General features: G+C 73.8%; 20 protein-coding genes. 3 read left to right on the forward strand and 17 right to left on the reverse strand.

What is annotated here, in order from left to right:
* Positions 1–245: 245 nt before the first annotated feature.
* The 4 genes from ASG49_RS17885 to ASG49_RS17900 are packed head-to-tail and all read right to left on the reverse strand — an operon-like array spanning position 246 to position 3862.
* Positions 246–2069, reverse strand: coding sequence for a DEAD/DEAH box helicase (locus tag ASG49_RS17885; protein WP_235562158.1), 1824 nt, complete (start codon positions 2067–2069; stop codon positions 246–248).
* On the reverse strand, positions 2066–3094 hold the full coding sequence (locus ASG49_RS17890) for a zinc metalloprotease (protein ID WP_056544723.1): 1029 nt from the start codon (positions 3092–3094) through the stop codon (positions 2066–2068). Before ASG49_RS17890 ends, ASG49_RS17885 begins: the two co-directional genes overlap by 4 nt.
* Entirely contained in the window at positions 3091–3327 is a 237-nt protein-coding gene (locus ASG49_RS17895; RefSeq protein WP_056545076.1) for a DUF3039 domain-containing protein, read from the reverse strand. The genes ASG49_RS17890 and ASG49_RS17895 overlap by 4 nt, the downstream gene beginning before the upstream one ends.
* Positions 3328–3379: 52 nt before the next feature.
* Entirely contained in the window at positions 3380–3862 is a 483-nt protein-coding gene (locus tag ASG49_RS17900) for a hypothetical protein (protein ID WP_056544725.1), read from the reverse strand.
* 127 nt (positions 3863–3989) lie between these two features.
* Between ASG49_RS17900 and ASG49_RS17905 the strand changes: the two genes are divergently transcribed.
* A complete protein-coding gene (locus ASG49_RS17905) occupies positions 3990–4634 on the forward strand; it encodes a TetR/AcrR family transcriptional regulator (protein ID WP_056544729.1) in 645 nt (214 codons plus the stop codon).
* On the opposite strand, the gene ASG49_RS17910 is transcribed toward ASG49_RS17905, so the two are convergent.
* From ASG49_RS17910 to ASG49_RS17930, 5 genes are all read right to left on the reverse strand, one after another.
* Positions 4622–5677 carry a DUF3048 domain-containing protein gene (locus tag ASG49_RS17910; RefSeq protein WP_162244543.1) on the reverse strand — a complete coding sequence of 352 codons (1056 nt, stop codon included), beginning with the start codon at positions 5675–5677 and terminating at the stop codon, positions 4622–4624. The genes ASG49_RS17905 and ASG49_RS17910 overlap by 13 nt on opposite strands.
* A 93-nt stretch (positions 5678–5770) precedes the next feature.
* Positions 5771–6529, reverse strand: coding sequence for a 3-oxoacyl-ACP reductase FabG (gene fabG, locus ASG49_RS17915; RefSeq protein WP_056544735.1), 759 nt, complete (start codon positions 6527–6529; stop codon positions 5771–5773).
* A gap of 59 nt (positions 6530–6588) precedes the next feature.
* Positions 6589–7002, reverse strand: a complete 414-nt coding sequence (locus ASG49_RS17920) for an HIT family protein (RefSeq protein WP_056544738.1) — start codon at positions 7000–7002, stop codon at positions 6589–6591.
* Between the two features lie 8 nt (positions 7003–7010).
* Positions 7011–9395 carry an FdhF/YdeP family oxidoreductase gene (locus ASG49_RS17925; protein ID WP_235562159.1) on the reverse strand — a complete coding sequence of 795 codons (2385 nt, stop codon included), beginning with the start codon at positions 9393–9395 and terminating at the stop codon, positions 7011–7013.
* 55 nt (positions 9396–9450) lie between these two features.
* Complete coding sequence (locus ASG49_RS17930) at positions 9451–10392, reverse strand: DMT family transporter (RefSeq protein ID WP_235562160.1); 942 nt, start codon at positions 10390–10392, stop codon at positions 9451–9453.
* 66 nt (positions 10393–10458) lie between these two features.
* Between ASG49_RS17930 and ASG49_RS17935 the strand changes: the two genes are divergently transcribed.
* Positions 10459–11358, forward strand: a complete 900-nt coding sequence (locus ASG49_RS17935) for a LysR family transcriptional regulator (protein ID WP_235562161.1) — start codon at positions 10459–10461, stop codon at positions 11356–11358.
* On the opposite strand, the gene ASG49_RS17940 is transcribed toward ASG49_RS17935, so the two are convergent.
* Genes ASG49_RS17940 through ASG49_RS17960 form a run of 5 tightly spaced genes read right to left on the reverse strand, consistent with a single transcriptional unit; the run spans position 11355 to position 14646 of the window.
* Positions 11355–11738: a hypothetical protein gene (locus ASG49_RS17940; RefSeq protein WP_056545089.1), complete on the reverse strand. Its 384-nt coding sequence runs from the start codon at positions 11736–11738 to the stop codon at positions 11355–11357. The genes ASG49_RS17935 and ASG49_RS17940 overlap by 4 nt on opposite strands.
* A gap of 10 nt (positions 11739–11748) precedes the next feature.
* On the reverse strand, positions 11749–12252 hold the full coding sequence (locus ASG49_RS17945) for a metallophosphoesterase family protein (protein ID WP_056544740.1): 504 nt from the start codon (positions 12250–12252) through the stop codon (positions 11749–11751).
* Between the two features lie 4 nt (positions 12253–12256).
* Positions 12257–13051 (reverse strand): isoprenyl transferase, encoded by a 795-nt coding sequence (locus ASG49_RS17950; protein ID WP_056544744.1) that lies wholly within the window; start codon positions 13049–13051, stop codon positions 12257–12259.
* Complete coding sequence (recO, locus tag ASG49_RS17955; protein WP_056544747.1) at positions 13051–13782, reverse strand: DNA repair protein RecO; 732 nt, start codon at positions 13780–13782, stop codon at positions 13051–13053. The genes ASG49_RS17950 and recO overlap by 1 nt, the downstream gene beginning before the upstream one ends.
* Positions 13783–13797: 15 nt before the next feature.
* Positions 13798–14646, reverse strand: a complete 849-nt coding sequence (locus ASG49_RS17960) for an alpha/beta fold hydrolase (RefSeq protein WP_056544750.1) — start codon at positions 14644–14646, stop codon at positions 13798–13800.
* A 104-nt stretch (positions 14647–14750) separates the two neighbouring features.
* Here ASG49_RS17960 and ASG49_RS17965 point away from each other — a divergent pair, with 104 nt between their 5' ends.
* Entirely contained in the window at positions 14751–17504 is a 2754-nt protein-coding gene (locus tag ASG49_RS17965) for an ATP-binding protein (RefSeq protein ID WP_082534246.1), read from the forward strand.
* Between the two features lie 12 nt (positions 17505–17516).
* On the opposite strand, the gene leuA is transcribed toward ASG49_RS17965, so the two are convergent.
* The 3 genes from leuA to ASG49_RS17980 form a co-directional block, all read right to left on the reverse strand.
* Positions 17517–19241: a 2-isopropylmalate synthase gene (gene leuA, locus ASG49_RS17970; protein WP_056544757.1), complete on the reverse strand. Its 1725-nt coding sequence runs from the start codon at positions 19239–19241 to the stop codon at positions 17517–17519.
* Positions 19242–19396: 155 nt separating this feature from the next.
* Positions 19397–21937, reverse strand: coding sequence for a GH92 family glycosyl hydrolase (locus ASG49_RS17975; RefSeq protein WP_056544760.1), 2541 nt, complete (start codon positions 21935–21937; stop codon positions 19397–19399).
* A 154-nt stretch (positions 21938–22091) separates the two neighbouring features.
* Positions 22092–23543, reverse strand: a complete 1452-nt coding sequence (locus tag ASG49_RS17980) for a cell wall metabolism sensor histidine kinase WalK (RefSeq protein WP_056544762.1) — start codon at positions 23541–23543, stop codon at positions 22092–22094.
* Positions 23544–23551: the final 8 nt, after the last annotated feature.

Consider the following 23551-nt stretch of genomic DNA (forward strand, 5'->3'; position numbering starts at 1 on the left):
TCCCCGCCGCCGGGTCGCCCCGTGCGTCGTACGAGCTGGTCGCCCGGGGCGCCACTGCGTCTGACGCACCCCGGGACGTCATGCGCAGTGGGCGTCGGGGCCACCCCGACGTACGACGCCCCGCGGGCTGTCGGCGCTGATCGGACAATCCGGGCTACTGGTGTGGCGAAACTGGCCGCCGCTGACCGGTTCGTCCCGGTCTCGCGGGCAGTTTCACCGGCTGGCCGGTGAAACTGCCCCCGCCCCTACCCCCGCGTCGCCCACTCCCGGATCTTCTCGATCCGGGCCTCGAGCTCGGTGGCGGTGGCGGCGGCGGCGGGAGGGCCGCCGCACTGCTTGCGCAGGGCGGCATGGGTGATGCCGTGGGGCTGGCCGGTGCGGTGGAACCAGGCGGCGACGAGGCCGTTGAGCTCGCGGCGCATCGTGGCGAGCTGCTCGTGGGTCGCGACCTGGCGCGGAGCGTGGTCCGCAGCACTCGCACCAGCGCCCGAGCCCCCCGAGGCCGCCGCCGAGGCCGCCGCCCGCCCCGCCGAGGCCGTACGCCGCGCGCGCTCGCTCTGGCGGTGGCGGAGCAGGTCACGCACCTGGTCGGCCTCGAGCAGGCCGGGGATGCCGAGGAAGTCCATCTCCTCCTCCGACCCGACGTGCACCTCGCCCTCGTGGCCGAACTCGCCGCCGTCGTAGAGCACCCGGTCGAACCGCGCCTCGGAGCCCATCGCCTCGAAGACGCCGAGCTGGTCGTCGCTGGCACCCTCGCTGGCGTTGGCCTGGGCGAGCAGCTCGTCCTCGGCGGCGAAGATGTCGTCCTCGTCGGTGACCCGGCGGCCCAGCACGTGGTCGCGCTCGAGCTCGAGCTGGCCGGCGTGGCCCAGCAGCACCGGCACCGACGGCAGGAAGATCGAGGCGGTCTCGCCGCGCTTGCGGGCACGCACGAACCGGCCCACCGCCTGAGCGAAGAACAGCGGGGTCGAGGTGGTGGTGGCGTAGACCCCGACCGCGAGCCGCGGCACGTCGACGCCCTCGGAGACCATCCGCACCGCGACCATCCAGCGCGAGCCGTCCTCGGAGAAGGCGGCGATCTTCTTCGACGCGGCCTTCTCGTCGGAGAGCACGACGGTGGGCTTGTCGCCCGTGATCTCGGTCAGCAGCCGGGCGTAGGCGCGTGCCGAGGTCTGGTCGGTGGCGATCACCAGGCCGCCCGCGTCGGGCACGTGCCGACGCACCTCGGACAGGCGGCGGTCGGCCGCCTGCAGCACCGAGGGCATCCAGGAGCCGGTGGGGTCGAGCGCGGTGCGCAGCGCCTGGGCCGTGAGGTCCTTGGTGAGCGGCTCCCCCAGCCGGGCGGCCACCTCGTCACCGGCCCGGGTGCGCCACTGCATCGCGCCGCTGTAGGCCAGGAACAGCACCGGGCGCACGACGTGGTCGGCCAGCGCGTGGGCGTAGCCGTAGGTGTAGTCGGCCACCGAGCGCGGCACCCCGTCCTCGCCGGGCGCGTAGGTGACGAACGGGATCGGGTTGACGTCGGAGCGGAACGGCGTGCCGGTGAGCGCCAGGCGTCGCCGCGCGGGCTCGAAGGCCTCGCGCACCGCCTCGCCCCAGGCGCGGGCGTCACCGGCGTGGTGGACCTCGTCGAGGATCACCAGGGTGTTGAAGCGCTCGGTGCGGATCCGGTGGGCGAGCGGGTTGGCGGCCACACCGGCGTAGGTCAGGGCGACCCCGACGAAGTCGGCGCTGGTGCGCCCCTTCTTGCCGCCGTACTCCGGGTCCAGCGCCATCCCCACCTTGGCCGCCGCCTCGGCCCACTGGGTCTTGAGGTGCTCGGTGGGGGCGACGACGGTGACCCGCTCGACGACGCGCCGTTGCAGCAGCTCGTTGGCGACCGTCAGCGCGAAGGTGGTCTTGCCGGCCCCGGGGGTGGCGACCGCCAGGAAGTCGCGCGGGTTGCGCTCGGCGTACGACGCCAGCGCTGCGGTCTGCCACGCGCGCAGGCTGCCGGCGGTGCCCCAGGCCGCGCGGCCGGGGTACGCCGGCGACAGGTCGATCTGCGCCGGGGGGTGAGCCTCGGTCAAGAGCGCCCGGACCGGTACTGCGCGAACGCGGTGTCCATGCGGCGCACCTGGCCCGCGGTGAACTCGGTCATGCACGCGTCGAGGGAGTAGTCCATGAAGTTGTGGACGGGGTCGAGGCCCGGCTGCTCGGGGCAGGTGTCGCGTCCCTCGGTGCAGTCGAACTCCGGCTCGGCCTCGGCCGCGGTGTCCGCGACGAGGTCGCCGCCGCCCTCGCAGCCCCCCTCGAAGGTGTGGAACAGGCCCATCCAGTGACCCACCTCGTGGACCAGGGTGTCGCCGGCGTTGTAGCCGTCGGCGCGTCCACCCGGCATCGCGTCGATGTTGACGCTGACGTGGTCGAGGGGCGTGCCGGCCGCGCGCCACGGGAACCGCGCCCAGCCCAGCACCGGCATCCCGGGCGCACCGCCGCGGTTGAGGTAGAGGTTGAGGGCGTCCGCGCCGCCGCGGTGCAGGGCACGCTTCATGCGGTTGTCGCGCGAGCCGTTGTTGTAGGCGTGGAACCAGCCGTCGCGCTTGGTGTAGTCGGTGCGCACGAGCTCGAAGCGGTAGCGGGTCGGGGCGTTCTTGGCGCCCTGGCCGCCGTCGAAGGCGTTGTTGAGGATGCCCAGCGCACGGGCCACCTTCCGCGGCCCGAACGCGTTGCGCTCGCCGCGGTGGGTGCCCTTGATGACGTGGACGTAGACCGGGACGGTCACGGTCGCCGGCAGCACCGGCTCGACCTCGGCCTGCACCGAGCGACGCGTCGTCTCGGCCGGCACCACGGCCTGCAGGTCCTCGTCGGTGATGGTGGGGGTGTCCTCGAGCTGGCCGCGGCGCCAGGCCGGGACGTCGTCGTCGCGCAGCGCCGCGCCGGTGAGGCAGGGCACGACCGCGGCGGCCGAGGCACCGGCACCGGCACCGGCACCGGCACCGGCGACGGTCGCGAGCTCGGACGGCCCGGAGGCCTGGGCAGCGAGGGGCAGCGTGGGGGCGGTGAGCCCCAGCGCCGCCGCGGCCACGAGGGCCAGCGTGCGGCGGTGCGTCACTCGTCGCCCTCCTGGCCGCCGCGCATGGTCTCCCAGATCTCTTTGCACGACGGGCACACGGGGTACTTCTTGGGGTCGCGGCTGGGGATCCACACCTTGCCGCACAGGGCGATGACGGGGGTGCCGTTGACCATCGCGTCCATCAGCTTGGCCTTGGGCACGTAGTGGGAGAACCGCTCGTGGTCACCGGAATCGGTGGGCACGGTGCGTTCCTCGACGCGCGTGTCCTCCAGGACGCCGGTCCCGAAACCGGGTGTCTGTGGGCTGCTCACCCCGGCATCCTACCTACGCGGGGACGAGCGCCCGGATCCGATCGGCCAGGGCGGGTCGCACCAGGGCACGGCCCTCGGCGAGCAGCGTGCGGCCGTTCACCGACGCCAGCGGCACACCGGCGGCACGCGCCAGCAGGCCGTGCTCGGCGGCGGTCGAGCGCTCCAGCAGTCGCCGCACCTCGGCCGAGCGGGGGTGCTCGGCCTCACGGTCCAGCAGCCGTCGTACGCCGCGCATCTGCTCGGCGGTGGTGGCCCAGGCCAGCGACACGGCGCGGGGGCGGTCGGCGACGGGCACGTCGAGGGCCCGGTCGAGCTGGGCCCCGAGCCGGGCGTGCCAGCGCAGCGTGAGCGCGCCCAGCAGGTCGAGGTCGTCGGCGAAGGCCTGGTCGAGGCCGCGGACGTCCTGCGGGAGGACGCCGTCGAGCCGGCGGTCGAGCACCTCGACCACGGAGCGCAGCACGTCGGCGCGTCGTACGGAGGGGAGGGAGCGGGTCATGGGAGACACCTTTCCGTGATGGTTCACATACCGAAGGTACGTACTTCCAGTATGTACCCCGCCGACCCCACCGCTCACGGACCTCGCTGGTGACCTCACCCACACCGCCCGGCCCTATGCTGCGCGGGTGCCCCCCGCCTCGCTGCGCCGGCGTCTCACCGGCTCCTCCCGCCGCGCCCTGCTCGACGCGGCGCGGGCGCAGTTCACCGAGCACGGCTACCGCGGCACCAGCCTCGACGCCGTCGTCGCCGCCGCCGACCTGACCAAGGGCGCGCTCTACCACCACTTCAGCGGTAAGCAGGCGGTCTTCGAGGCGGTCTTCGCCCAGGTCGAGGCCGACGCCACCCAGACCGTCCGCGACGCGGTCGACGGGGTCGAGGACCCCTGGGAGGCCGCGCTGGCCGGGCTGCGGGCGTTCCTCGTGGTGGTGCGGCAGCCGGCCTACCAGCGCGTGGTGATGCAGGAGGGGCCGGCGACCCTCGGCCACGAGCGGTTCCGCGAGCAGGAGGAGCGGTCCAGCTACGCCCTGGTCCGCGAGGTGGTCGGACGGGTGCTGGAGGTCTCCGGCGACGACCTCGACGACGCGATGCGCGAGACCTTCAGCCGGATCATCTTCGGCGCCGTCCAGGCCGCCGGCGAGGACGTGAGCACCGCCCCCGACCCCGCTGCGGCCGTACGCCGCGTCGAGGCGGCCATCGGCTTCCTGCTGGCCGGCGTCCGCCAGCTCGCCGACCAGGGCGTCACGCTGACCGACCCGTGTCAGCCCGACTGACCCGACCCGCCGACCGAGACGCGGCCACCGTCCTGGTCGGTCGGGACCAGCTCGATCCAGGTCCGACCCGCAGGCACCCGCAGCTCCCCCGCCTCGGTGCGCAGCCGCAGCGGCGAGCCGGCCGTGCGCTTGGACCACGTGCCGCGGACCAGCTCGCCCCCGTGCAGCAGCATCGCCTCGCCGCGGCCGGTGAAGACCGTCTCGGGCACCCGGTTGCCGGCCGGGTCGAGGTAGCCCGCGTCGCGCTGCCTCACCCGCAGCACGAGCAGGGTGTCGGGGTCGAAGCGCTGGCCGGGCGCGGCGAAGCTGTTGTCGTTGACCCACGTGCCGTCGGCGAAGCGCCACGAGGTGGTGTGCTCGTCGCTGAACACCGCCTCCAGGCTGCGGGCGCGGGTGCCGCCCGGGAAGTCGGCGGCGCTGCCCCACGGCAGGTAGCTCGGCGGCACCACGGGCTCCTCGGTGAGCGAGGCGACCAGCGCCGGCACCTTGACCATGAGGTCGTAGGGCTTGGTCCGTGCCGGGTCCCGGTAGTAGCCGGTGCCGTTGCGGTCGTCGAAGGCGGTGATGCCGGCCTTGCGCACCCGCTTCAGCGTCGACGGGGCCGCGCCGCTCGCGGCGACGACACCGAGGGTCGGCTTGACGATGCCGATGTCGGTGGCCCGCATCGAGCGCACCGGGCCGACGACCGACGGCAGGTCCTCGTAGAACATCACCGCCAGTCGGGTCATGCCGCCCTCGACCAGCTCCTCGGTGACCAGGTCGGCCTGCGCCAGCCCGACCTGGGGGGCGCTGGCGCGGGTGTTGTCGACCTTGGCCACCACGACCGGGTGGTCGGGGGTCCGCTCGTCGACCGACCGGCCGGTGAGCGGCCACAGCGCGGCGAGCTGGGTGCCGCCGGACACCGGCTGCGAGGCGGGTTCCTTCTCGGCGGCGGGGGCGGGGCTGCAGGCGGCCAGCCCGACCAGCCCGGCGGTGATCAGACCGGCGAGGAGCGGCGCGCGACGCCGGGGCACGACGGCGTACGGGCGTCCGGGGGGCGTCATGGGCAGCAGCATGACCGAGCGGGCCCCGCAAATCGTGCAAGGCCCGCCCGTGTCCGCGTGTGTCCGCCGACCGGGTGCGGTCGGCGCGGCTGCTCAGATCTTGGCGCCGCCGTCGACGTAGAGCGTCTGACCGGTGATGTAGGACGCCTCGTCGCTCGCCAGGAACGCGGCGGCGGCCGCGATGTCCTCGGGGAAGCCGACGCGCTTGACCGGGTTGCGGTCGGCGGCCGCGGCGCGGAAGTCCTCCACGCTCATGCCGACCCGGCGGGCGGTGTCGTCGGTCATCTCGGTGGCGATGAAGCCCGGCGCGATGGCGTTGACGTTGACGCCGAACTTGCCCAGCTCCAGGGCCAGGGTGCGGGTGAAGCCCTGCACGCCGGCCTTGGCGGCGGAGTAGTTGGCCTGGCCGCGGTTGCCGTTGGCCGAGACGCTCGAGAGGCCGACGATCTTGCCGTACTTCTGCTCCACGAAGGTCTTCTGCACGGCCTTGCTCATCAAGAAGGCACCCTTGAGGTGCACGCCCATGACCAGGTCCCAGTCGTCCTCGGTGAGCTTGAAGAGCAGGTTGTCGCGGGTGATGCCGGCGTTGTTGACGAGGATGTGGACGCCGCCCAGCTCCTCGACCACGCGGGCCACCGCCGCCTCGACCGACGCCGCGTTCGCGACGTCGCAGCCCACGCCGATGGCGCCGGCGTCCCCGCCGACCTCGGTCGCGGTCGCGGCCGCCTGCGTCTCGTCCAGGTCGAGGATCGCCACGGCGGCCCCCTCCTCGGCGAAGCGGCGTGCGATGGCGGCGCCGATGCCTCGCGCCGCGCCGGTGACGATGGCCACCCGTCCGTCGAAACGACCCATGTCGTCGGTCTCCTCAATGATCGTCGGATCGGGCCGTGCGGCCCGTGGTTACCCGCCGGTCACTCTAACGAGGCGGCCAGGCGCGCGGCCCAGGTGTCCCGTTCGTCGACGTCGGCGTAGGTGGTGCGGGGCCAGAAGAAGCCCCGCAGCCCGTCGCCCTTGGTGCGGGGCACGACGTGGCAGTGCAGGTGCGGCACCGACTGCGAGACGGTGTTGTTCATCGCCACGAACGACCCCTGCGCCCCGAGCGCGTCGACCATCGCCGTGGCCAGCCGCTGCGCCGTCGCGAGGAAGGGGTCGCGCAGCGCGGCCGGGAGCTCCGGCAGGGTCACGACGTGCGCACGCGGCACCAGCAGGGTGTGGCCCTTGAAGAGCGGCCGGATGTCGAGGAAGGCGACGAGGTCGTCGTCCTCCCACACCACCGAGGCCTCGGCCTTCCCCGCCGCCACGCGGCAGAACAGGCACGCGGGCACGGCGCCGGTCAGCTCATCACGTGGGGCTCGACGTCGGACTTGTGGCCCTCGTCGGAGCCGACCGCGTCGCCGTGGCCCTCGCTGGCGTCCTTGTCCTCCTGCTCGGCGACGAGCCGGATGATGACGCCCTTGGAGGTGGGGGTGTTGCTGCTCTCGGCGGTGGAGTCCAGCGGGATGAGCGGGTTGGTCTCGGGGTAGTACGCCGCCGCGCACCCGCGCGGGGTGTCGAAGCGCACGATCCGGAACTCCGCGGCGCGACGCTCGGTGCCGTCCTCCCACTCGCTGACGAGGTCGACGACGTCGCCCTCGGACCAGCCCTGGTCGCGGATGTCGTCCTCGTGCATGAAGATCACCCGGCGGCCGTTCTCGATGCCGCGGTAGCGGTCGGACAGGCCGTAGATCGTGGTGTTGAACTGGTCGTGGCTGCGCATCGTCTGCAGCAGCAGCCGGCCCTCGGGCACCTCGAGCACGCTCATCGGCACTACGCTGAAGACGGCCCGCTCCTGCTCGGTGGGGAAGGTACGGCTGTCGCGCGGCGGGTGCGGCAGCACGAACCCGCCGGGCTGGTCGACCTTCTCGTCGTAGGCCCCGCAGCCGGGGACGGTGATCGAGATGGCGCGACGGATCTCGGTGTAGTCGGCGCGGTAGTCGCTCCACGGCACCGGGCCGCTCGTGCCCAGCGTCGCCTCGGCGATCGAGCAGACGATGTCGACCTCGGAGCGCAGGTGGGGACCGGCCGGCGTGAGCGGACCCTTGGACGCGTGCACGGCCGACATCGAGTCCTCGACGGTGACCCGCTGCTCGCGGCCGCCGGTGAGGTCCTTCTCGCTGCGGCCCAGCGGCGGCAGGATCAGCGCGGTCCGCCCGCACTTCACGTGCGAGCGGTTGAGCTTGGTGGTGACCTGGACGGTCAGCTCGGCCTGCTCCATGGCCTCCTCGGTGACCACGGTGTCCGGCGCGGCGGAGACGAAGTTGCCGCCCATCGCCACGAACACCTTGGCCTTGCCGTCGCGCAGCGCGCGGATGGAGTCGACCGTGTCGAGCCCGTGCTCGCGCGGCGGGGTGATGCCGTGGTGGGACTCGAGAGCGTCGAGGAAGTGGTCGGGGACCTTCTCCCAGATGCCCATGGTGCGGTCGCCCTGCACGTTGGAGTGGCCGCGCACCGGGCACAGACCGGCGCCGGGCTTGCCGATGTTGCCCTGCGCCAGGGCGATGTTGACGAACTCCTTGATGGTGCCCACGGAGTTGCGGTGCTGGGTGATGCCCATGGCCCAGCAGTGCACGGTGGCGTCGGAGTCGATGAGCATCTGCGCGGCCTCGCGGATCTGCGCCTGGCTCAGGCCGGTGGCCGACTCGACCCGGTCCCAGTCGAGCTCGCGCAGGCCGGCGGCCCACTCCTCGAAGCCGACGGTGCACTGGTCGATGAAGTCGTGGTCGAGCACCTCCTGACCGGCGGCGTCGGCCTCGAGCAGCACGTGGCCGATCGCCTGCCACAGCGCGAGGTCGCCGTTGATGCGGATCTGCAGGAACGTGTCGGCCAGGCCCTGGCCGAGGGTCATGCCCTTGACCGTCTGGGGGTTCTTGAACTTCATCAGCCCGGCCTCGGGCAGCGGGTTGATGGCGAGGATCTTGGCGCCGTTGCGCTTGGCCTCCTCCAGCGCGGAGAGCATCCGCGGGTGGTTGGTGCCGGGGTTCTGGCCGCTGATGACGATGAGCTTCGCGTGGTGGACGTCGTCGAGGCTGACCGAGCCCTTGCCGATGCCGATCGTCTCGGCGAGCGCGACCGAGGTCGACTCGTGGCACATGTTGGAGCAGTCGGGCATGTTGTTGGTCCCGAAGCTGCGGGCGAAGAGCTGGTAGACGTACGCCGCCTCGTTGGAGACCTTGCCGGAGGTGTAGAACACCGCCTCGTCGGGGCTGTCGAGCCCGCGCAGGTGCTCGCCGATCAGCGCGAAGGCGTCGTCCCACGAGATGGGCTCGTAGTGGGTCGCGCCGGCGCGGCGTACGACGGGGTGCACGAGGCGGCCCTGGTGCCCCAGCCAGTAGTCGCTGCGGTCGGCCAGGTCGGCCAGGCTGTTCTCGGCGAAGAACGACGGCGGCACGGTGCGCTTGGTGGCCTCCTCGGCCACGGCCTTGGCGCCGTTCTCGCAGAACTCCGCGGTGTGGCGGTGCTCCGGGTCGGGGTCGGGCCACGCGCAGCCCTGGCAGTCGAAGCCATCGGCCTGGTTGAGCTTGAGCAGCGTCCGCGCGGTGCGGTAGGGGCCCATCTGCTGCAGGGACCGCTTCATCGCGACCGCCACGGCGGTCACACCGGCCGCCTCGTGCTTGAGGCTCCCCACGTGCAGGTCGTTCTCGTCGATGTCGTCCATCGGGGTCTTGCGTCGCAGCGCCATGCGCCATGTGTACCCCGGCGGTCACAGACCTCACACGGGGGCTCGCCCCGTGGGCTCACCCGGGATGGGTCGGCTGCTCCACCTCGCGGGCGCCCGTCCGCTCGGCGCCGACGCCGGCGACGACCACGAAGCCGATGCCGAGCACCGCCAGCCCGGTGGGCACCTGGCCGAGCAGCAGCAGGCCGAGCAGCAGGGCGAACCCGGGCTCGAGGCACATCAGGGTGCCGAACGCCGCCGTGGTGAGCCGCCGCAGCGCGAGCAGCTCCAGGGAGAACGGCACCACCGGCAGCAGCAGCGCCAGGCCGAGTCCGGCGAGCCACAGCCCCGGGGTGAGCCGGTCGAGCACGTCGGCCCCGGTGACCAGCACGTACGCCGTCCCGACCAGCGCCGCGACCGGCATCGAGACCGACAGCCCGGCGAGCCCGGCGACCTCGTCGCCGACGCGCTGCGTCAGCAGGATGTACGCCGCCCAGCAGCACGCCGCGCCCAGGGCGAACGCGACGCCCACCGGGTCGGCCTGACCCGACCACGGCTCGGTCAGCAGCAGCACGCCCGCGGCCGCCACCAGCGGCCACACCCACCGCGCGCTCCCCCGCCCGCGCAGCACCGCGACCGAGAGCGGGCCGAGGAACTCCAGGGCGCTGGCCGTGCCCAGCGGCAGCCGGGCCACCGCCTGCATGAACAGCAGCGTCACCGACGCCGTCACCACGCCGAGCGCCACGCACGCGGCGAGCGTCGAGCGCGCCGTCGCGCCCGACCGCAGCAGCCGCCACGGCCGACCGAGGAGCGCGAAGAACGCGCCCGCCCACACCAGCCGCAGCCACGCCGCCCCCTCGGCGCCGACGGTGCCGATCAGCCCGACCGACAGCGCCAGCCCGAGCTGGACGCACAGCATCGAGGCGGTCGCCATGGCCGCGCCCGCGCGGGAGCCGCCGAGGACGGGGGTGCCGGCCGGACCGCCGGGGTTCGCGGGGGCGAGGGTGGTGGAGGTGCTCACGCGGAGCAGTCCACCCGACCACGACCGTCCGCGTCCACGTGATCGTGCTGGACACACCGTCCAGCAATGCTGGACGATGTCGTGGTGGACGTCCGTCGGCTCCGGCTGCTGCTCGAGCTCTCCCGGCGGGGCTCGATGCGCGAGGTCGCCGACGCGACCGGGCTCAGCACCTCGGCGGTCTCCCAGCACCTCGCCGCGCTCGCCCGCGAGTCCGGCACCGACCTGCTGGAGCCCGTGGGTCGCCGGGTCCGCCTGACCCCCGCGGGCCTGCGGCTGGCCGACCACGCCGTGACGATCCTGGCCGCCGTCGACGCCGCCCGGCTCGACCTCGACCCCGACGCGGAGCCGGTCGGCACGGTGCGGGTCGGCGGCTTCGCGACCGGCGTACGGCGCTCGCTGCTGCCGGTGGTGCGCGAGCTGGCCGCGACCCATCCGCGCGTCACGGTCACGGTGCGCGAGCACGAGCCGCTGGAGGCCCACGCCCTGCTGGAGTCCGACGACCTCGACCTGGCGCTGACCTACGACTACGACCTCGCCCCGGCTGCCGTCGCCCCGACCCTGCGGCTGGTCCCGCTGTGGAGCACCACCTGGGGGCTGGCGGTGCCGGCCGACGAGCCGGTCGACGACGCCCACGACCTGCGGCGCTGGGCCGACCGGCCGTGGATCGTGAACTCGCGCAACACCGCCGACGAGGACGCCGTCCGGATCCTCGCGGCGACCGCCGGCTTCTCCCCCCGCCTGACGCACTTCCTCGACAGCCTCGACCTGGTCGAGGACCTCGTCGAGCAGGGGCTGGGGGTCGGGCTGCTGCCCGTCGACCGGGCCACCCGCCCGGGCGTGCGCGTGCTCGACCTGGCCGGCACGGGGGTGGTGCTCACGGCGTACGCCGCCACCCGCCGCGGCCGCGACGCCTGGCCCCCGCTGCGGCTGGTGCTCGACCGGCTCCGCGCGTCGGGTGCCGCCTAGCCGTCGAGGTCGACCGGCAGCGGCAGGGGACGCACGCCGCCCAGCCGTTTGTGGAACCGGACGTGCTCGGCGCGGCGGCCCAGCGCCTCCCACAGCGCCTCGTGCGCCGCCCAGGGCAGCGGCTCGTCGCCGGTGCGCCAGCTGGGGCCGAAGCCGATCCACACCGGCACCCAGGTGGCCGCGCAGTCCCACGCGCCGCGGCGGCCCATCAGCAGCCGGCGCCGCACCTGGAACTCCTGGCGCGGGCCGTCCGCGCAGATCGGGGCGGTGCGGACGGGCCACACCCGCAGGTCCAGCGCCATCAGCGAGAGCTCGAGGTCGGCGAGCACGCACGGGTCCACCAGCACGGTGGCGACGTTCTCGTGGGGTGCCCGGCTCACCCGTCGCACGCTAACCGTGAGGCAGGTCGACCGGGAAGATCCTGGCCGAGACGATCCGCCCCTCGGTCAGCACCAGCTCGCCCATCGTGGGCCGGGGCTGGCGCCGCTTGTCGGTGGGCGAGCCGGGGTTGAAGGCGCGCTGGCCCTCGTGGACCTCGTCCCACGGGATGTGGGAGTGGCCGAAGACCACGAGGTCGGCTCGGGGGAACCGCCGGCGCAGGCGTGCGCCCCTGCCCTTCGCCGCTCCGCTGTCGTGCAGCATCGCCACGCGCACCCCCGCCAGCTCGGTCTCGAGCACCTCGGGCGCGCCCCACGCGGCGACGTCGTCGCCGTCGTTGTTGCCGCGCACCACGAGCACCGGGGCCCACGTCGCCAGCTCGTCGAGCACCCCCGGGGTGCACACGTCGCCGGCGTGCAGCACCAGGTCGACGCCCTCCAGGGCACGTGCCACGCCGGGCGGACAGCCCTTCCAGAACCGCGGCGCGTGGGTGTCGGCGAGGACGGCGACGCGCACGCGGTCAGGCCTGGCCGTAGCGGCGGTTGCGGCCGGCGTACTCCTCGACGGCCGCCCACAGGTGACGGCGGTCGACGTCGGGCCAGAGCACGTCGGTGAAGACCAGCTCGCTGTAGGCCGCCTGCCAGAGCATGAAGTTGGACAGCCGTTGCTCCCCCGAGGTGCGCCAGACCAGGTCGGCGTCGGCCAGCTCGGGCACGTAGAGGTAGCGCGCGAAGGTGCGCTCGTCGACGCGGTCGGCGTTCACCCTGCCCGCGGCGACGTCCTGGGCCAGGGCCCGTGCGGCGTCGGCGAGCTCGGCCCGGCCCCCGTAGTTGACGCACATCGTCAGCGTCAGCACGTCGTTGTCGCGGGTCAGCTCCTCGGCGACCTGCAGCTCCTTGACGACCGAGCGCCACAGCCGTGGAGCCCGGCCGGCCCAGCGGACCCGCACGCCGAGCTCGTGCATCTCGTCGCGGCGGCGCCGGATCACGTCGCGGTTGAAGCCCATCAGGAACTTCACCTCCTCGGGCGAGCGCGACCAGTTCTCGGTGGAGAAGGCGTACGCCGAGATCGCCTTCACGCCGACCTCGATGGCGCCCTCGACGACGTCGAACAACGACGACTCGCCCTCGGTGTGTCCGGCCGTGCGCGGCAGCCCGCGGTCCTTGGCCCAGCGGCCGTTGCCGTCCATCACGATCGCGACGTGCTGCGGCACCAGCTCGGCCGGCAGCACGGGCGCGGTCGCGCCGCTGGGGTGCGGGTCGGGCCGGCGCACCTCGGCGCGGGCCGGCGCGGCCCGTCGCGTCGTACGGCGCATCAGGTCTCGCTCAGGTGGGGCAGGGAGCGCAGGCCGCGCTCGAGGTGCCAGGAGACGTACGCCGCGACCAGCCCCCGCGACTCCTTGCGGTGGCGCTGCTCGGCGGCGTCGACGACGTCCCAGTGCCCGGCCAGCAGCGCCCCCATCAGGGTGAGCGTCTCGCCGGCCGGGTTGGCCGAGCCGGGGACGCGGCACACGGTGCACAGCGAGCCGCCGGCCGCCGGGCTGAAGGCGCGGTGCGGACCCTCGAGCCCGCAGCTGGCACAGGCCGAGAGCGAGGGGGCGTAGCCCGCGACCGAGAGCGAGCGCAGCAGGAACGAGTCGAGCACGTCACCGGGACGGTGCTCCCCCGCGGTCATCGCGCGCAGCGCCCCGACGAGCAGGAGGTACTGCTGCACCGAGGGCTGCCGCTCCTCGCTGACCAGCCGTTCGGCGGTCTCCAGCATCACGCTCGCCGCGGTGTAGCGGTCGTAGTCGGCCGAGATCACCGACCCGAACGGCGCGCGGGTCTCGGCCTGGGTGACGGTGTCGAGGTTGCGGCCCACGGCCAGCTGGAGGTCGACGTGGGTGAACGGCTCGAGCCGGGAGCCGAAGCGCGAGGAGGTGCGTCGTACGCCGCGGGCCACCGCTCGCACCACCCCGTGCTCCCGGGTCAGCAACGTGATGATGCGGTCGGCCTCGGCCAGCTTGTGGGTGCGCAGCACCACCGCTTCGTCGCTGTACAGGGGCATGGGGCCATTGTCCCCTCAGCTCCCCACGCTGCGCGGCACCGCCTCGCGCGCGAAGCACTCCGCGACGAAGTCCGAGGCCAGCCCGTCGAGCCGCGCGGGACGGGCACGCCACTCCAGGATCGAGTGCGCCTCGACGAAGCGGGCGTCGGGCATCTCGCCGGCCAGCATCGCCGCGTCGGCGGCCGGGTGGATCGGGTCGCTGGGGTGGCCGACCACCATCGCGGGCGCCTGGATCCGCTGCCGCATCCGCGACGACGGCGCGATGCGCCCGAAGAAGATGCCGTGGATGGCCGCGGCCATCGGCGCCGGGCGCTGGTCCATGGTGTCCAGCGCGATGCCGGTCCAGAACGGCACCAGGCCGCGGGGCACGGCACGGGTCACCGCGCGCAGCGCGGCGACGCTGAGCGGCACGAAGCGCGAGGCGAACAGCAGCGGCGCGAAGGCGAGGATGCCCGCCTCCAGCGCGTTGTCGAGCACCGGCATCTCCAGCAGCAGCCCGCGCACCCGCTCGGGCGCCGCGACGGCCACCTCGAGCGAGGTGTTGGCGCCCAGCGAGGTGCCGCCGACGACGGCCGACTCGATGCCGAGCTCGTCGAGCAGCGCGACCACCTGCTCGCCGAAGGCGGTCATGGAGTAGAGCAGCGGGTCGTCGGGCCGGTCGGAGCGGCCGTGGCCGAGCAGGTCGAGGGTGACCACGTGGTGGCCCTGGGAGGCCAGGTGCCGCGCGAGCGGCTGGTGCATCCGACGCGGCATCAGCTGGCCGTGGAGCAGCACCACCCAGCGGTCGCCGCCGCCGTACTCGGTGAACTCCAGGCGGTGGCCGTCGTGGAAGAACTGACCGATGCGCTCCGAAACCAGGCTCATGGGGGCCACCTTGGCAGGCCGTCCGCCCCGCCGCGACGATCTCGTCCAGATCACGGGAGCCCGAAACCGCACTCCCACCCGTCCGCAGGGGTGAGAATCAGGCGGTGCCACGGGAGACGACGCGACGACGCCTGGTGCTCGCCGGGCTGCTGCTGGCGGCGTACGCCACCGGGGTCGGCGCGCTGCTGGCGGCGTACACCCTCGAGGTGACGGTCTCGTGGTGGCCCACCGCGGGGTTCGGCCTGCTCACGCTGCTGCTGACCCGGGCCGAGCGCCGGGTGGCGATGACCGTCCTGCTGCTCCTGGTCTGGACGGCCGCGAACCTGACCGCCGGCCGACCGCTGCTGCCCTCGGCCCTGCTCGGCCTGGCCAACACCGCGGAGGCCGTCGTCGTGCTGACGCTGGTGCTGCGCTGGACCGGGGGCCGGCTGCGCCGGCTCAGCGACACCTGGCTGCTGGTGCTGGCCGCGGGCTGCGGGGCGGCAGTGGCCGGGCTCGCCGTCGCCGCGGTGTACGCCGTGTGGCTGGACCGGCCCTACGGCCAGACCGCCCTGGTGATCGCCCCGGCCCACCTCGCCTCCCTGGTGCTCCTCGGCCCGCTGGCCATGCTCGGGGGCAGCCGCCGCACGGTGCCGGGCCGACAGGCGGAGGTAGCGCTGCACACGGCCCTGCTCCTGCTCGTGGCCGCCGTCGCCTTCGGGCCGCTCGGCTCGCTGCTGCCCGGCGTGGGCCTGGTCCCGCTGCCGCTGCTGGTGTGGGCCGCGGCCCGCTTCGAGGTGCGCACGGTCCTGCTCCAGCTGGTCGCCCTCGCCCTGGTCGTCTCCACCGGTACGGCGCTGGGCTGGGGCCCGTTCCCGGTGCTCGGCGCCGGGGACCCGACGACCGGAGGGATCGTCTCGCAGGTCTACCTGATCTGCGCCACCCTGATCGCGCTGCCGCTGGTGCAGGCGATGCGCGAGCGCGAGCGCGCACTGACCCGCACCACCGCGAGCGAGCGCGTCTTCCGGCGCAGCTTCACCGAGTCGCGGGTGCCGGTGCTGCTGGTCCACCGCCGCCAGGGCCGGCTGTGGGTCGCCGAGGCCAACCCCGCCACCGCCCGGCTGCTGGGCCGCCCTGCAGGCGAGCTGGTGGGGCGTGAGGTCGGAGAGCTGCTGACCACCCCCGGCCTCGACCTCGCCAGCAGCACGGAGGGCTGGTCGGGCGACATGGGCGTGGTCGGCCAGTCACGGACCCGGCTCGAGGGCATCCTGTCGCTGCTCGACGCGTCGGGCGAGCAGGCGTCGTACTCGCTGCACCTGATCGACCTCACCGAGCCGCTGGAGCTGCAGGAGCGGCTGGGCGCGGAGCGCACCTACACCCGCGCGGTCATCGACACCGCCTCCAGCCTGATCGTGGTGACCGACGAGCACGGCACCGTGATCGCGGCCAACCCGGCGACCTGCCGGATGACGGGGTACGCCGCCGAGGACCTCGTCGGCCGGCCGATCTGGGAGACCCTCGTCCCGGCCCACCAGCGGCTGCGGTTCAGCGAGCTCGTGGCCCACCTGCCCTCGCTGCCGCGCTCGGGCGAGACCACGGTGCTGACCCGCGACGGCGAGCACCGCAGCGTGGTGTTCTCCAACGCGGTGCACACGGCCGGGCCCGACGAGCCCGTCACCCTGGTCTTCAGCGCGACCGACGTCACCGACGCGCGCGAGAGCGCCGGGCTGGTGCGCCACCTGCTGCGCTCGGCCACCACGATGGCCTTCGTCGGCACCGACCTCGAGGGCCGGATCACGCTGTTCAACCCCGGCGCGGAACGACTGCTGGGCCTGCCCGCGGCGCGCGCCGAGGGCCGCCTGCTCACCGACTTCCTGCAGCGCGTCGAGGAGTGCGGTGACGACGACCCGCTCACGGTCGCCGACCTCCTCGCGGGCGGCGGGTCCGAGCTCGCCCCGGAGACCCGCGACTGGACGCTCCTGGTCGACGGCCGCTCGCCGCTGCGCATCTCGATGACGAGCAACCCGGTCACCACCGGCCGCGGGACGGTCTTCGCCTACCTCTTCGTCGCCCACGACGTCACCGACACCCGTCGCAGCCAGGAGATCCTGGTCAACGCGCTGCGCCGCGAGCGCCAGGTCGTCGCGCGCCTCCGCGAGCTCGACCACGCCAAGGACGACTTCGTCTCCACCGTCAGCCACGAGCTGCGCACGCCGATGAGCAGCATCATCGGCAGCGCCGAGATGCTCCTCGACGGCCTCGTCGGCGACCTCGAGCCCGCTCAGGAGCAGCTGGTCGAGGTGGTCGGACGCAACGGTGCCCGGCTGCTGTCGCTGGCCGACGACCTGCTGCTGCTCGCCACCTCCGACGCCGGCGGGCGCACCGAGCCGACCCAGGACCTCGACCTGCGCGACGTCGTCCGCGAGAGCATCGCCTCGGTCGACAGCGCCCTGGCCGGCCGACGGCTGGAGACCTGCTGGGACCTCCCCGACCTGCCGGTGCCGGTCAGCGGCGAGCCCAGCCACCTCGAGCGGGCGTTCACCAACCTGCTCACCAACGCGGTGAAGTTCACCCCCGACGGCGGCCGGGTCTCGCTGCGGCTGCGCCAGGCCCCCGAGCACCGCAGCGCCCTGGTCGAGGTCGGCGACACCGGCCTCGGCATCGACCCGACCGAGCTCGGCCAGGTCTTCGACCGGTTCTACCGCTCGGCCACCGCCCAGGAGCAGGCCATCCAGGGCACCGGCCTGGGCCTGGCCATCGTGCGCACCATCGTGGAGGCGCACGACGGCCGGGTCGACGTCACCTCGGCCCCGGGCGAGGGCAGCACCTTCGGCGTCACGCTCCCGTTGCGTCGTACGCCGTCCGCGCGGCCCGCCTGAGCCGGCGGCCCCTCAGCGCCGGTTGACCGCCGAGATCACGGCCTTGAGCGAGGCCGTGACGATGTTGGCGTCGAGACCGACGCCCCACAGCACCTTCTCCCCCACCGCGCACTCGACGTAGGCCGCCGCGATCGCGTCGCCGCCCGAGGACAGCGCGTGCTCGGCGTAGTCGAGCACCCGCACGTCGAACCCGTGCGGGAGCGAGTTGATCGCGTCCACGAAGGCCGCGATCGGCCCGTTGCCCGAGCCGTGCAACGACTGGATCTCGCCGTCGACGTAGACGTTGACGTCGAGCTGGTCCTTCTCCCCCGCGGCCGAGGAGGTGTGCACCGAGTTCAGGCGCAGCGGGGTGGTCGGGTGGAGGTACTCCCCCTGGAAGGCCTCCCAGATCGCGGCCGGACCCATCTCGCCGCCCTCGCCGTCGGTGCGCTCCTGCACCGCGCGGCTGAACTCGATCTGCAGCCGGCGGGGCAGGTCGAGCTTGTGCTCGGACTTCATCACGTAGGCCACGCCGCCCTTGCCGGACTGGCTGTTGACCCGGATCACGGCCTCGTAGGTGCGGCCGACGTCCTTGGGGTCGATCGGCAGGTACGGCGCCTCCCACGGCTGCTCGCCCACCGGGCGACCGGCGTCGGCGGCCTCCTGCTCGAGGGCCTCCAGCCCCTTCTTGATGGCGTCCTGGTGGGAGCCGGAGAAGGCGGTGTAGACGAGGTCGCCGGCGTAGGGGTGCCGCGGGTGGACGGGCAGCTGGGTGCAGTACTCGACCGTGCGACGCACCTCGTCGATGTCGGAGAAGTCGATCTGCGGGTCGACGCCCTGGCTGAACAGGTTCATCCCCAGCGTCACCAGGCAGACGTTGCCGGTGCGCTCGCCGTGGCCGAAGAGGCAGCCCTCGACCCGGTCGGCGCCGGCCATCTGGGCCAGCTCGGTCGCGGCCACGGCCGTGCCGCGGTCGTTGTGCGGGTGCAGGCTGATGGTGGTGTGCTCGCGCCGGGTCAGCTGGCGGGAGAACCACTCGATCTGGTCGGCGTAGACGTTGGGCGTCGCGACCTCGATCGTGGCCGGCAGGTTGAGGATGATCTCGCGGCCGTCGTCGGGCTGCCAGACGTCGGAGACCGCCTCGCACACCTCGAGCGAGAAGGGCAGCTCGGTGCTGGTGAAGATCTCGGGCGAGTACTCGTAGCCGATCACGGTCTGGGCGAGGTTGGCCTCGGCGTACTTCATGAACAGCTCGGTACCGCGCACCGCGATGTCCTTGACCTCGTCGCGGCTGGCGCGGAAGACGACCTTGCGGAACATCGGCGCGAGCGCGTTGTAGAGGTGGATGTTGGCGTGGTGGACGCCGACCAGCGACTGCGTCGTGCGCTCGATCAGGTCCTCGCGGGCCTGGGTCAGCACCGAGATGGTGACGTCCTCGGGCACCTTGTCGCGCTCGATCAGCTGGCGCACGAAGGCGAAGTCGGTCTCGCTGGCGCTCGGGAAACCGACCTCGATCTCCTTGTAGCCCATCTTCACGAGCAGGTCGAACATGCGGTGCTTGCGCTCGGGCGACATCGGGTCGATCAGCGCCTGGTTGCCGTCGCGCAGGTCGGTGGAGAGCCAGCGCGGCGCCTGCGTGATGGTCTGCGAGGGCCAGGTGCGGTCGGGCAGGTCGATCGGCGGGAACGGGCGGTAGCGCTGCACCGGCATGCCGCTCGCGCGCTGGGTGTTGGTGAAGCCGGAGTGCTGCAGGGTCATGGGGAGGTCCTCGTGGTCGCTGTCGGGTCGTCGCCCTCGCGGGCGGGCCGGGCACGGCGAGCTCTCCGCAGCGAGGAGGTCCGGCGGGTCAGACCTCGCTGCGGCAGCGAAGGAGGAGGCTGCGGCACGTCATCGGCGACCACCCTACCCGCAGCTCAGCGGCCGTGGTCCACGGGCAGGTCGCGGGCACCGGTCCCCCAGCGCTCGTCGGGCCGGGTGGAGAGGTCGTAGCGCAGCTCCCCGCCCCGGTTGAGCACGGAGGCCGGCAGCCAGCTGCGGGTCGTCGGGCGGCCGCCCACGCGCAGGCCCTCGACGTAGACCGCGCGCGCGGAGGCCTCCGGCGCCCGGACCGTGATCGTGCGGCCGTTGCCGCGGTGGATCCGGGCCAGGGTGAAGGTCGGGCTCGAGAGCAGCACCTCGCCGCGGCTGGGGGTCTGGGGATACATCCCCAGCGCGCCCCAGACGTACCACGCCGACATGGTGCCGAGGTCGTCGTTGCCCGGGAGGCCCGTGGGCCCGGTGCCGTAGACGAGCCGGAGGTAGGCCCGCACCGTCTCCTGGGTCTTCCAGGGCTGGCCGAGCGCGTTGTAGAGCCACGGGGTGTGGATGCCGGGCTCGTTGGTCGGGTCGTAGCGCAGCGGGTCGACCGTGGTCGACCAGCCGCCGTCGGGGGTGCGGAAGAAGGCGTCGAGCCGTTGCGCCGCGCGCGACCGCCCACCCATCAGGGTGGCCAGTCGCTGCACGTCGTGCTGCACCATCCAGGTGTACGTCGCCGACGTGCCCTGCGCGAAGCCCTCGCCGGTCGCCGGGGTGAAGGGCGCCAGCCAGGAGCCGTCGGCGTTCCTCGCCCGCTGGTAGCCGCCCTCCGGGGTCGCGTCCCGGTCGAAGGTGTTCTCCCACCACCCGGCCCGCTCCGCGAAGCGGCGCTGCGTGGCCGTGCGACCCAGGCGCCCGGCCCAGTCCGAGAGGCCGTAGTCGGCCGCGGCGTCCTCCAGGGTCTCGGCCGCCCCGCCCCAGCAGTGGCAGTCGTCCTGGGGTGCGTAGCGGAGCCGGAGGTACTCCGCCAGGTTGGGTCGCATCCCGGCGCACTGACCGGGGCAGCCGTAGTCGGACAGGCCGTCGGGGTGCGGCACGCTGGCCTGCCTGACGAGCGAGTCGAGGGCGGCGCGGACCTCGAAGTTGCGCACGCCCAGCGCGTGCATCCCGGCCAGCGTGGGTCCGCTCGGGTCGCCCGTCATCACCCGGGTGGCGCCGTTGACGTGCACCCACCGGTCCCAGACCCCGCCGCGCTGCCGCGACAGGTTGAGCAGCGACTGGGCGAAGTCGCCCGCCACACGGGGGTTCAGCAGGGCCAGCAGCTGGGTGTGCGCGCGGTACTGGTCCCAGCCCGAGAAGTTGCCGTACTGCGCGCGCTGGCCGCGCACGAGCCGGCGCACCGAGCGGTCGGCGCCGGGATAGGTGCCGGCCACGTCGCTGGTGACGTTGGGCTCCAGCGCCGCGTGGTAGAGCGAGGTGTAGAACGCCGTGCGCTCGCCCCGGGTGCCCCCGGCCACCTCGATGCGACGCAGCTGCGCCTCCCAGGCCCGGGTGCCCCGGGCCGCGACGGAGCGGACGGTGGCACGTCGCCCGACCTCCTCGCGCAGGTTGGCCTCGGCCGCCCGGGCGCTGGTGTAGGACAGCCCGACGCGCATCGTCACCGGGCCGCGGCGCGTCGTGTCGAAGCCGACGTACCCGCCCGAGCCGCGGCCGCGGCGCAGTGCACCGGTCTCGTAGCCCTCGCCCCCGCTCGCCGAGGTGGTGCCCGGTCGCAGCGCCCCGTCGACCCAGGTGCCGGTGCGGGCGAAGGCCCGGTCGAAGTGCGCGGTGAAGTGCAGCCGGTAGTAGGAGTACTTGTTGCTGCCGCCGCCGTTGGCGCGACGGCTGCAGAACCCGCCGGTGAGCACCGAGCCGCTGACGGTGCGGGCCCGACGGTCGATCCGCACGTCGGCGTCCTCGCTGCCGTTGAGCGAGTTGGACACGCGGAACAGCAGGTTGGCCTCCTTCCCGCGGGGGAAGGCCAGGGTGCCGACGCCCGCGCGGGTCGTGGCCGCGAAGTCGGTGCGGACGCCGTTGGCCAGCCCGAGGGCGTAGCGGCCGGGCTCGGCCACCTCGTCGGCGTGGGAGAAGTCGCTGGCGTACGTCGCGTCCGTGCTGTCGGCGCTGGGCGAGACCGTCATCGCCCCGACGTGCGGGAAGATCGGCACGTCGCCGGCCGCACCGGGGTGGCACCCGGCGCCGTTGACGTGGGTGAGCGCGAAGCCGCGCATCCGGGTGGTGTCGTACTGGTAGCCGTTGGCGGCGCCGGTGTCGGTCTGGTCGCCCCTCGTGCTGGTCGGCGACCACGACAGCATCCCGAACGGCCGCACCGCACCGGGATAGGTGTTGCCGCCGTTGGCCGTGCCGATCAGCGGGTCGACGTAGCGGACCACGGAGCGCAGCGTGCGGCTGCTGCCGCCGGCCGACGGGGCGGTGGACGCGGCGGTGGTCGCGGCGGTGGTCGCGGCGGTGGTCGCGGCGGTGGTCGCGGCGGTGGTCGCGGCGGAGACCGGGTCGGACGCCGCCCCGGCGGCGGGGAGCGCGAGGCCGGCGAGCCCCAGCGCCAGGGCCAGGACGGGCACGACGCGGCGGCCGGTGGTGCCGGGGAGCGGTGTGGCCACGGGTTCCTCCAGGGGCGGGTCGGGGCGGCAGTGCACCGCTCCCGGGTGTCGCGCCGGGGCCGTGGGGCCCGAACGCCGGGCCGACGCGACCCGGCGGCCGGACGTGGCCCGCCTCACCCTGCCACGCCGGTGCCCGGCCGCCCAGGGGGCTGGATCAGCCGCGGGTGCCGGCCGGTCGGGGCGCCTGCGGGAGACGGACCACGACCGTCGTGCCCTGCCCCTCGGCGGACTCGACCTCGACGGTGCCGGCGTGCCACTCCACGACCGACTGCACCAGCGCCAGGCCCAGGCCGGTGCCCTGGATCTCGTCGGCGACCGAGAGCGAGGAGCGGAAGAAGCGCGAGAACAGCCGGTCCTGCTCGGCGAGCGGGATCCCGATGCCGCGGTCGACGACCCGCATCACGACCTGCTCGTCCTCGAGATTGAGCCGCACCGTCACCACGCCGCCGTCGTGGCTGAACTTCACCGCGTTGTTGAGCAGGTTGAGCACCACCCGCTCCAGCTGGGTCCGGTCACCGAGCACCGCCGGCAGCGACGCCTCGGTGACCAGCGCCAGCTCGAGCTGCTTGGCGTGGGTCGCGGGCGCCAGCGTCTGCTGGCAGTCGGCGACGACCAGACCGAGGTCGAGGGGTCGCATGTCGAGGTGGACCTGCTCCGCGTCGTACGCCGAGAGGGCCAGCAGGTCCTCGACCAGCGACCGCAGCCGCCCGACGTTGCGCTCGATGATGGTGATGCCCTGCGAGACGTCCTCGCTGAGCTCGCCCATCCCGCCCTCGCTCATCATCTCCAGGTAGCCGACGATGCTGGTCAGCGGCGTGCGCAGCTCGTGGCTGACGGTGGAGATGAAGGCGTCCTTGGCCCGGTCGAGCTCCTCGAGGCGGCGTACGGACTCGCGTTGCTGCTCGAAGGCCTGCACCTGCACCAGGGAGGCCACCAGGTCGTGGGAGACGCCCTGGCAGATGGCGATCTCGCGGGGCTGCCACCCGCGCGGCCGGATCGAGGACAGCAGCAACCAGCCGACCACCTCGTCGCCGACCGCGATCGGCACCGCGGCGAGCGCCAGCACGCCCAGCGCGCTGAGGACCTCGGCGGAACCGGCCGCACCGAGCCGGTCGTCCTGACCGACGTGCGCGACCTGGAGCGGGGTCAGCTGCTGGGCCGCCTCCAGGAGCAGCGAGGTGAGCGGCTCGGGCAGGTCGACGAACGACGCGGGCTGCGGCAGCGCCGCCGCCTCCTCCGAGCCGGTCCAGGAGCCGCGGACCGCGGAGTACCGGTCGGCGTCGACGAGCAGCACGTCGCAGCGGTCGACCATCGTGGCCTGGCCGACCGACTCGGCGGCGCGGTTGACGACCTGGGCGGTGTCGAAGTCCTGGCGCAGGGCCCGGGCCAGCTCGGCGACGACACGGTCCTGGTCGGCCTTCTCGAGCAGCTCGGTCTGGGCGCTGCGCAGCTCGCGCACGGAGTCGTAGAGGTCGGCGGTGGCCTGCTCGCCGATGGACTCGGCGGCCTGGCGACGGACCTGCTCGCGCCGGAGCTGGCGGCGCAGGCGGCGTACCTCGCTCGCGGGATCGGTCGATCCGGAGGTCGTGGAGGAGAGCAGTTCCATGCGGTCGA

This window comes from Marmoricola sp. Leaf446 (assembly GCF_001424755.1).
Classification (GTDB): Bacteria; Actinomycetota; Actinomycetes; order Propionibacteriales; family Nocardioidaceae; genus Marmoricola.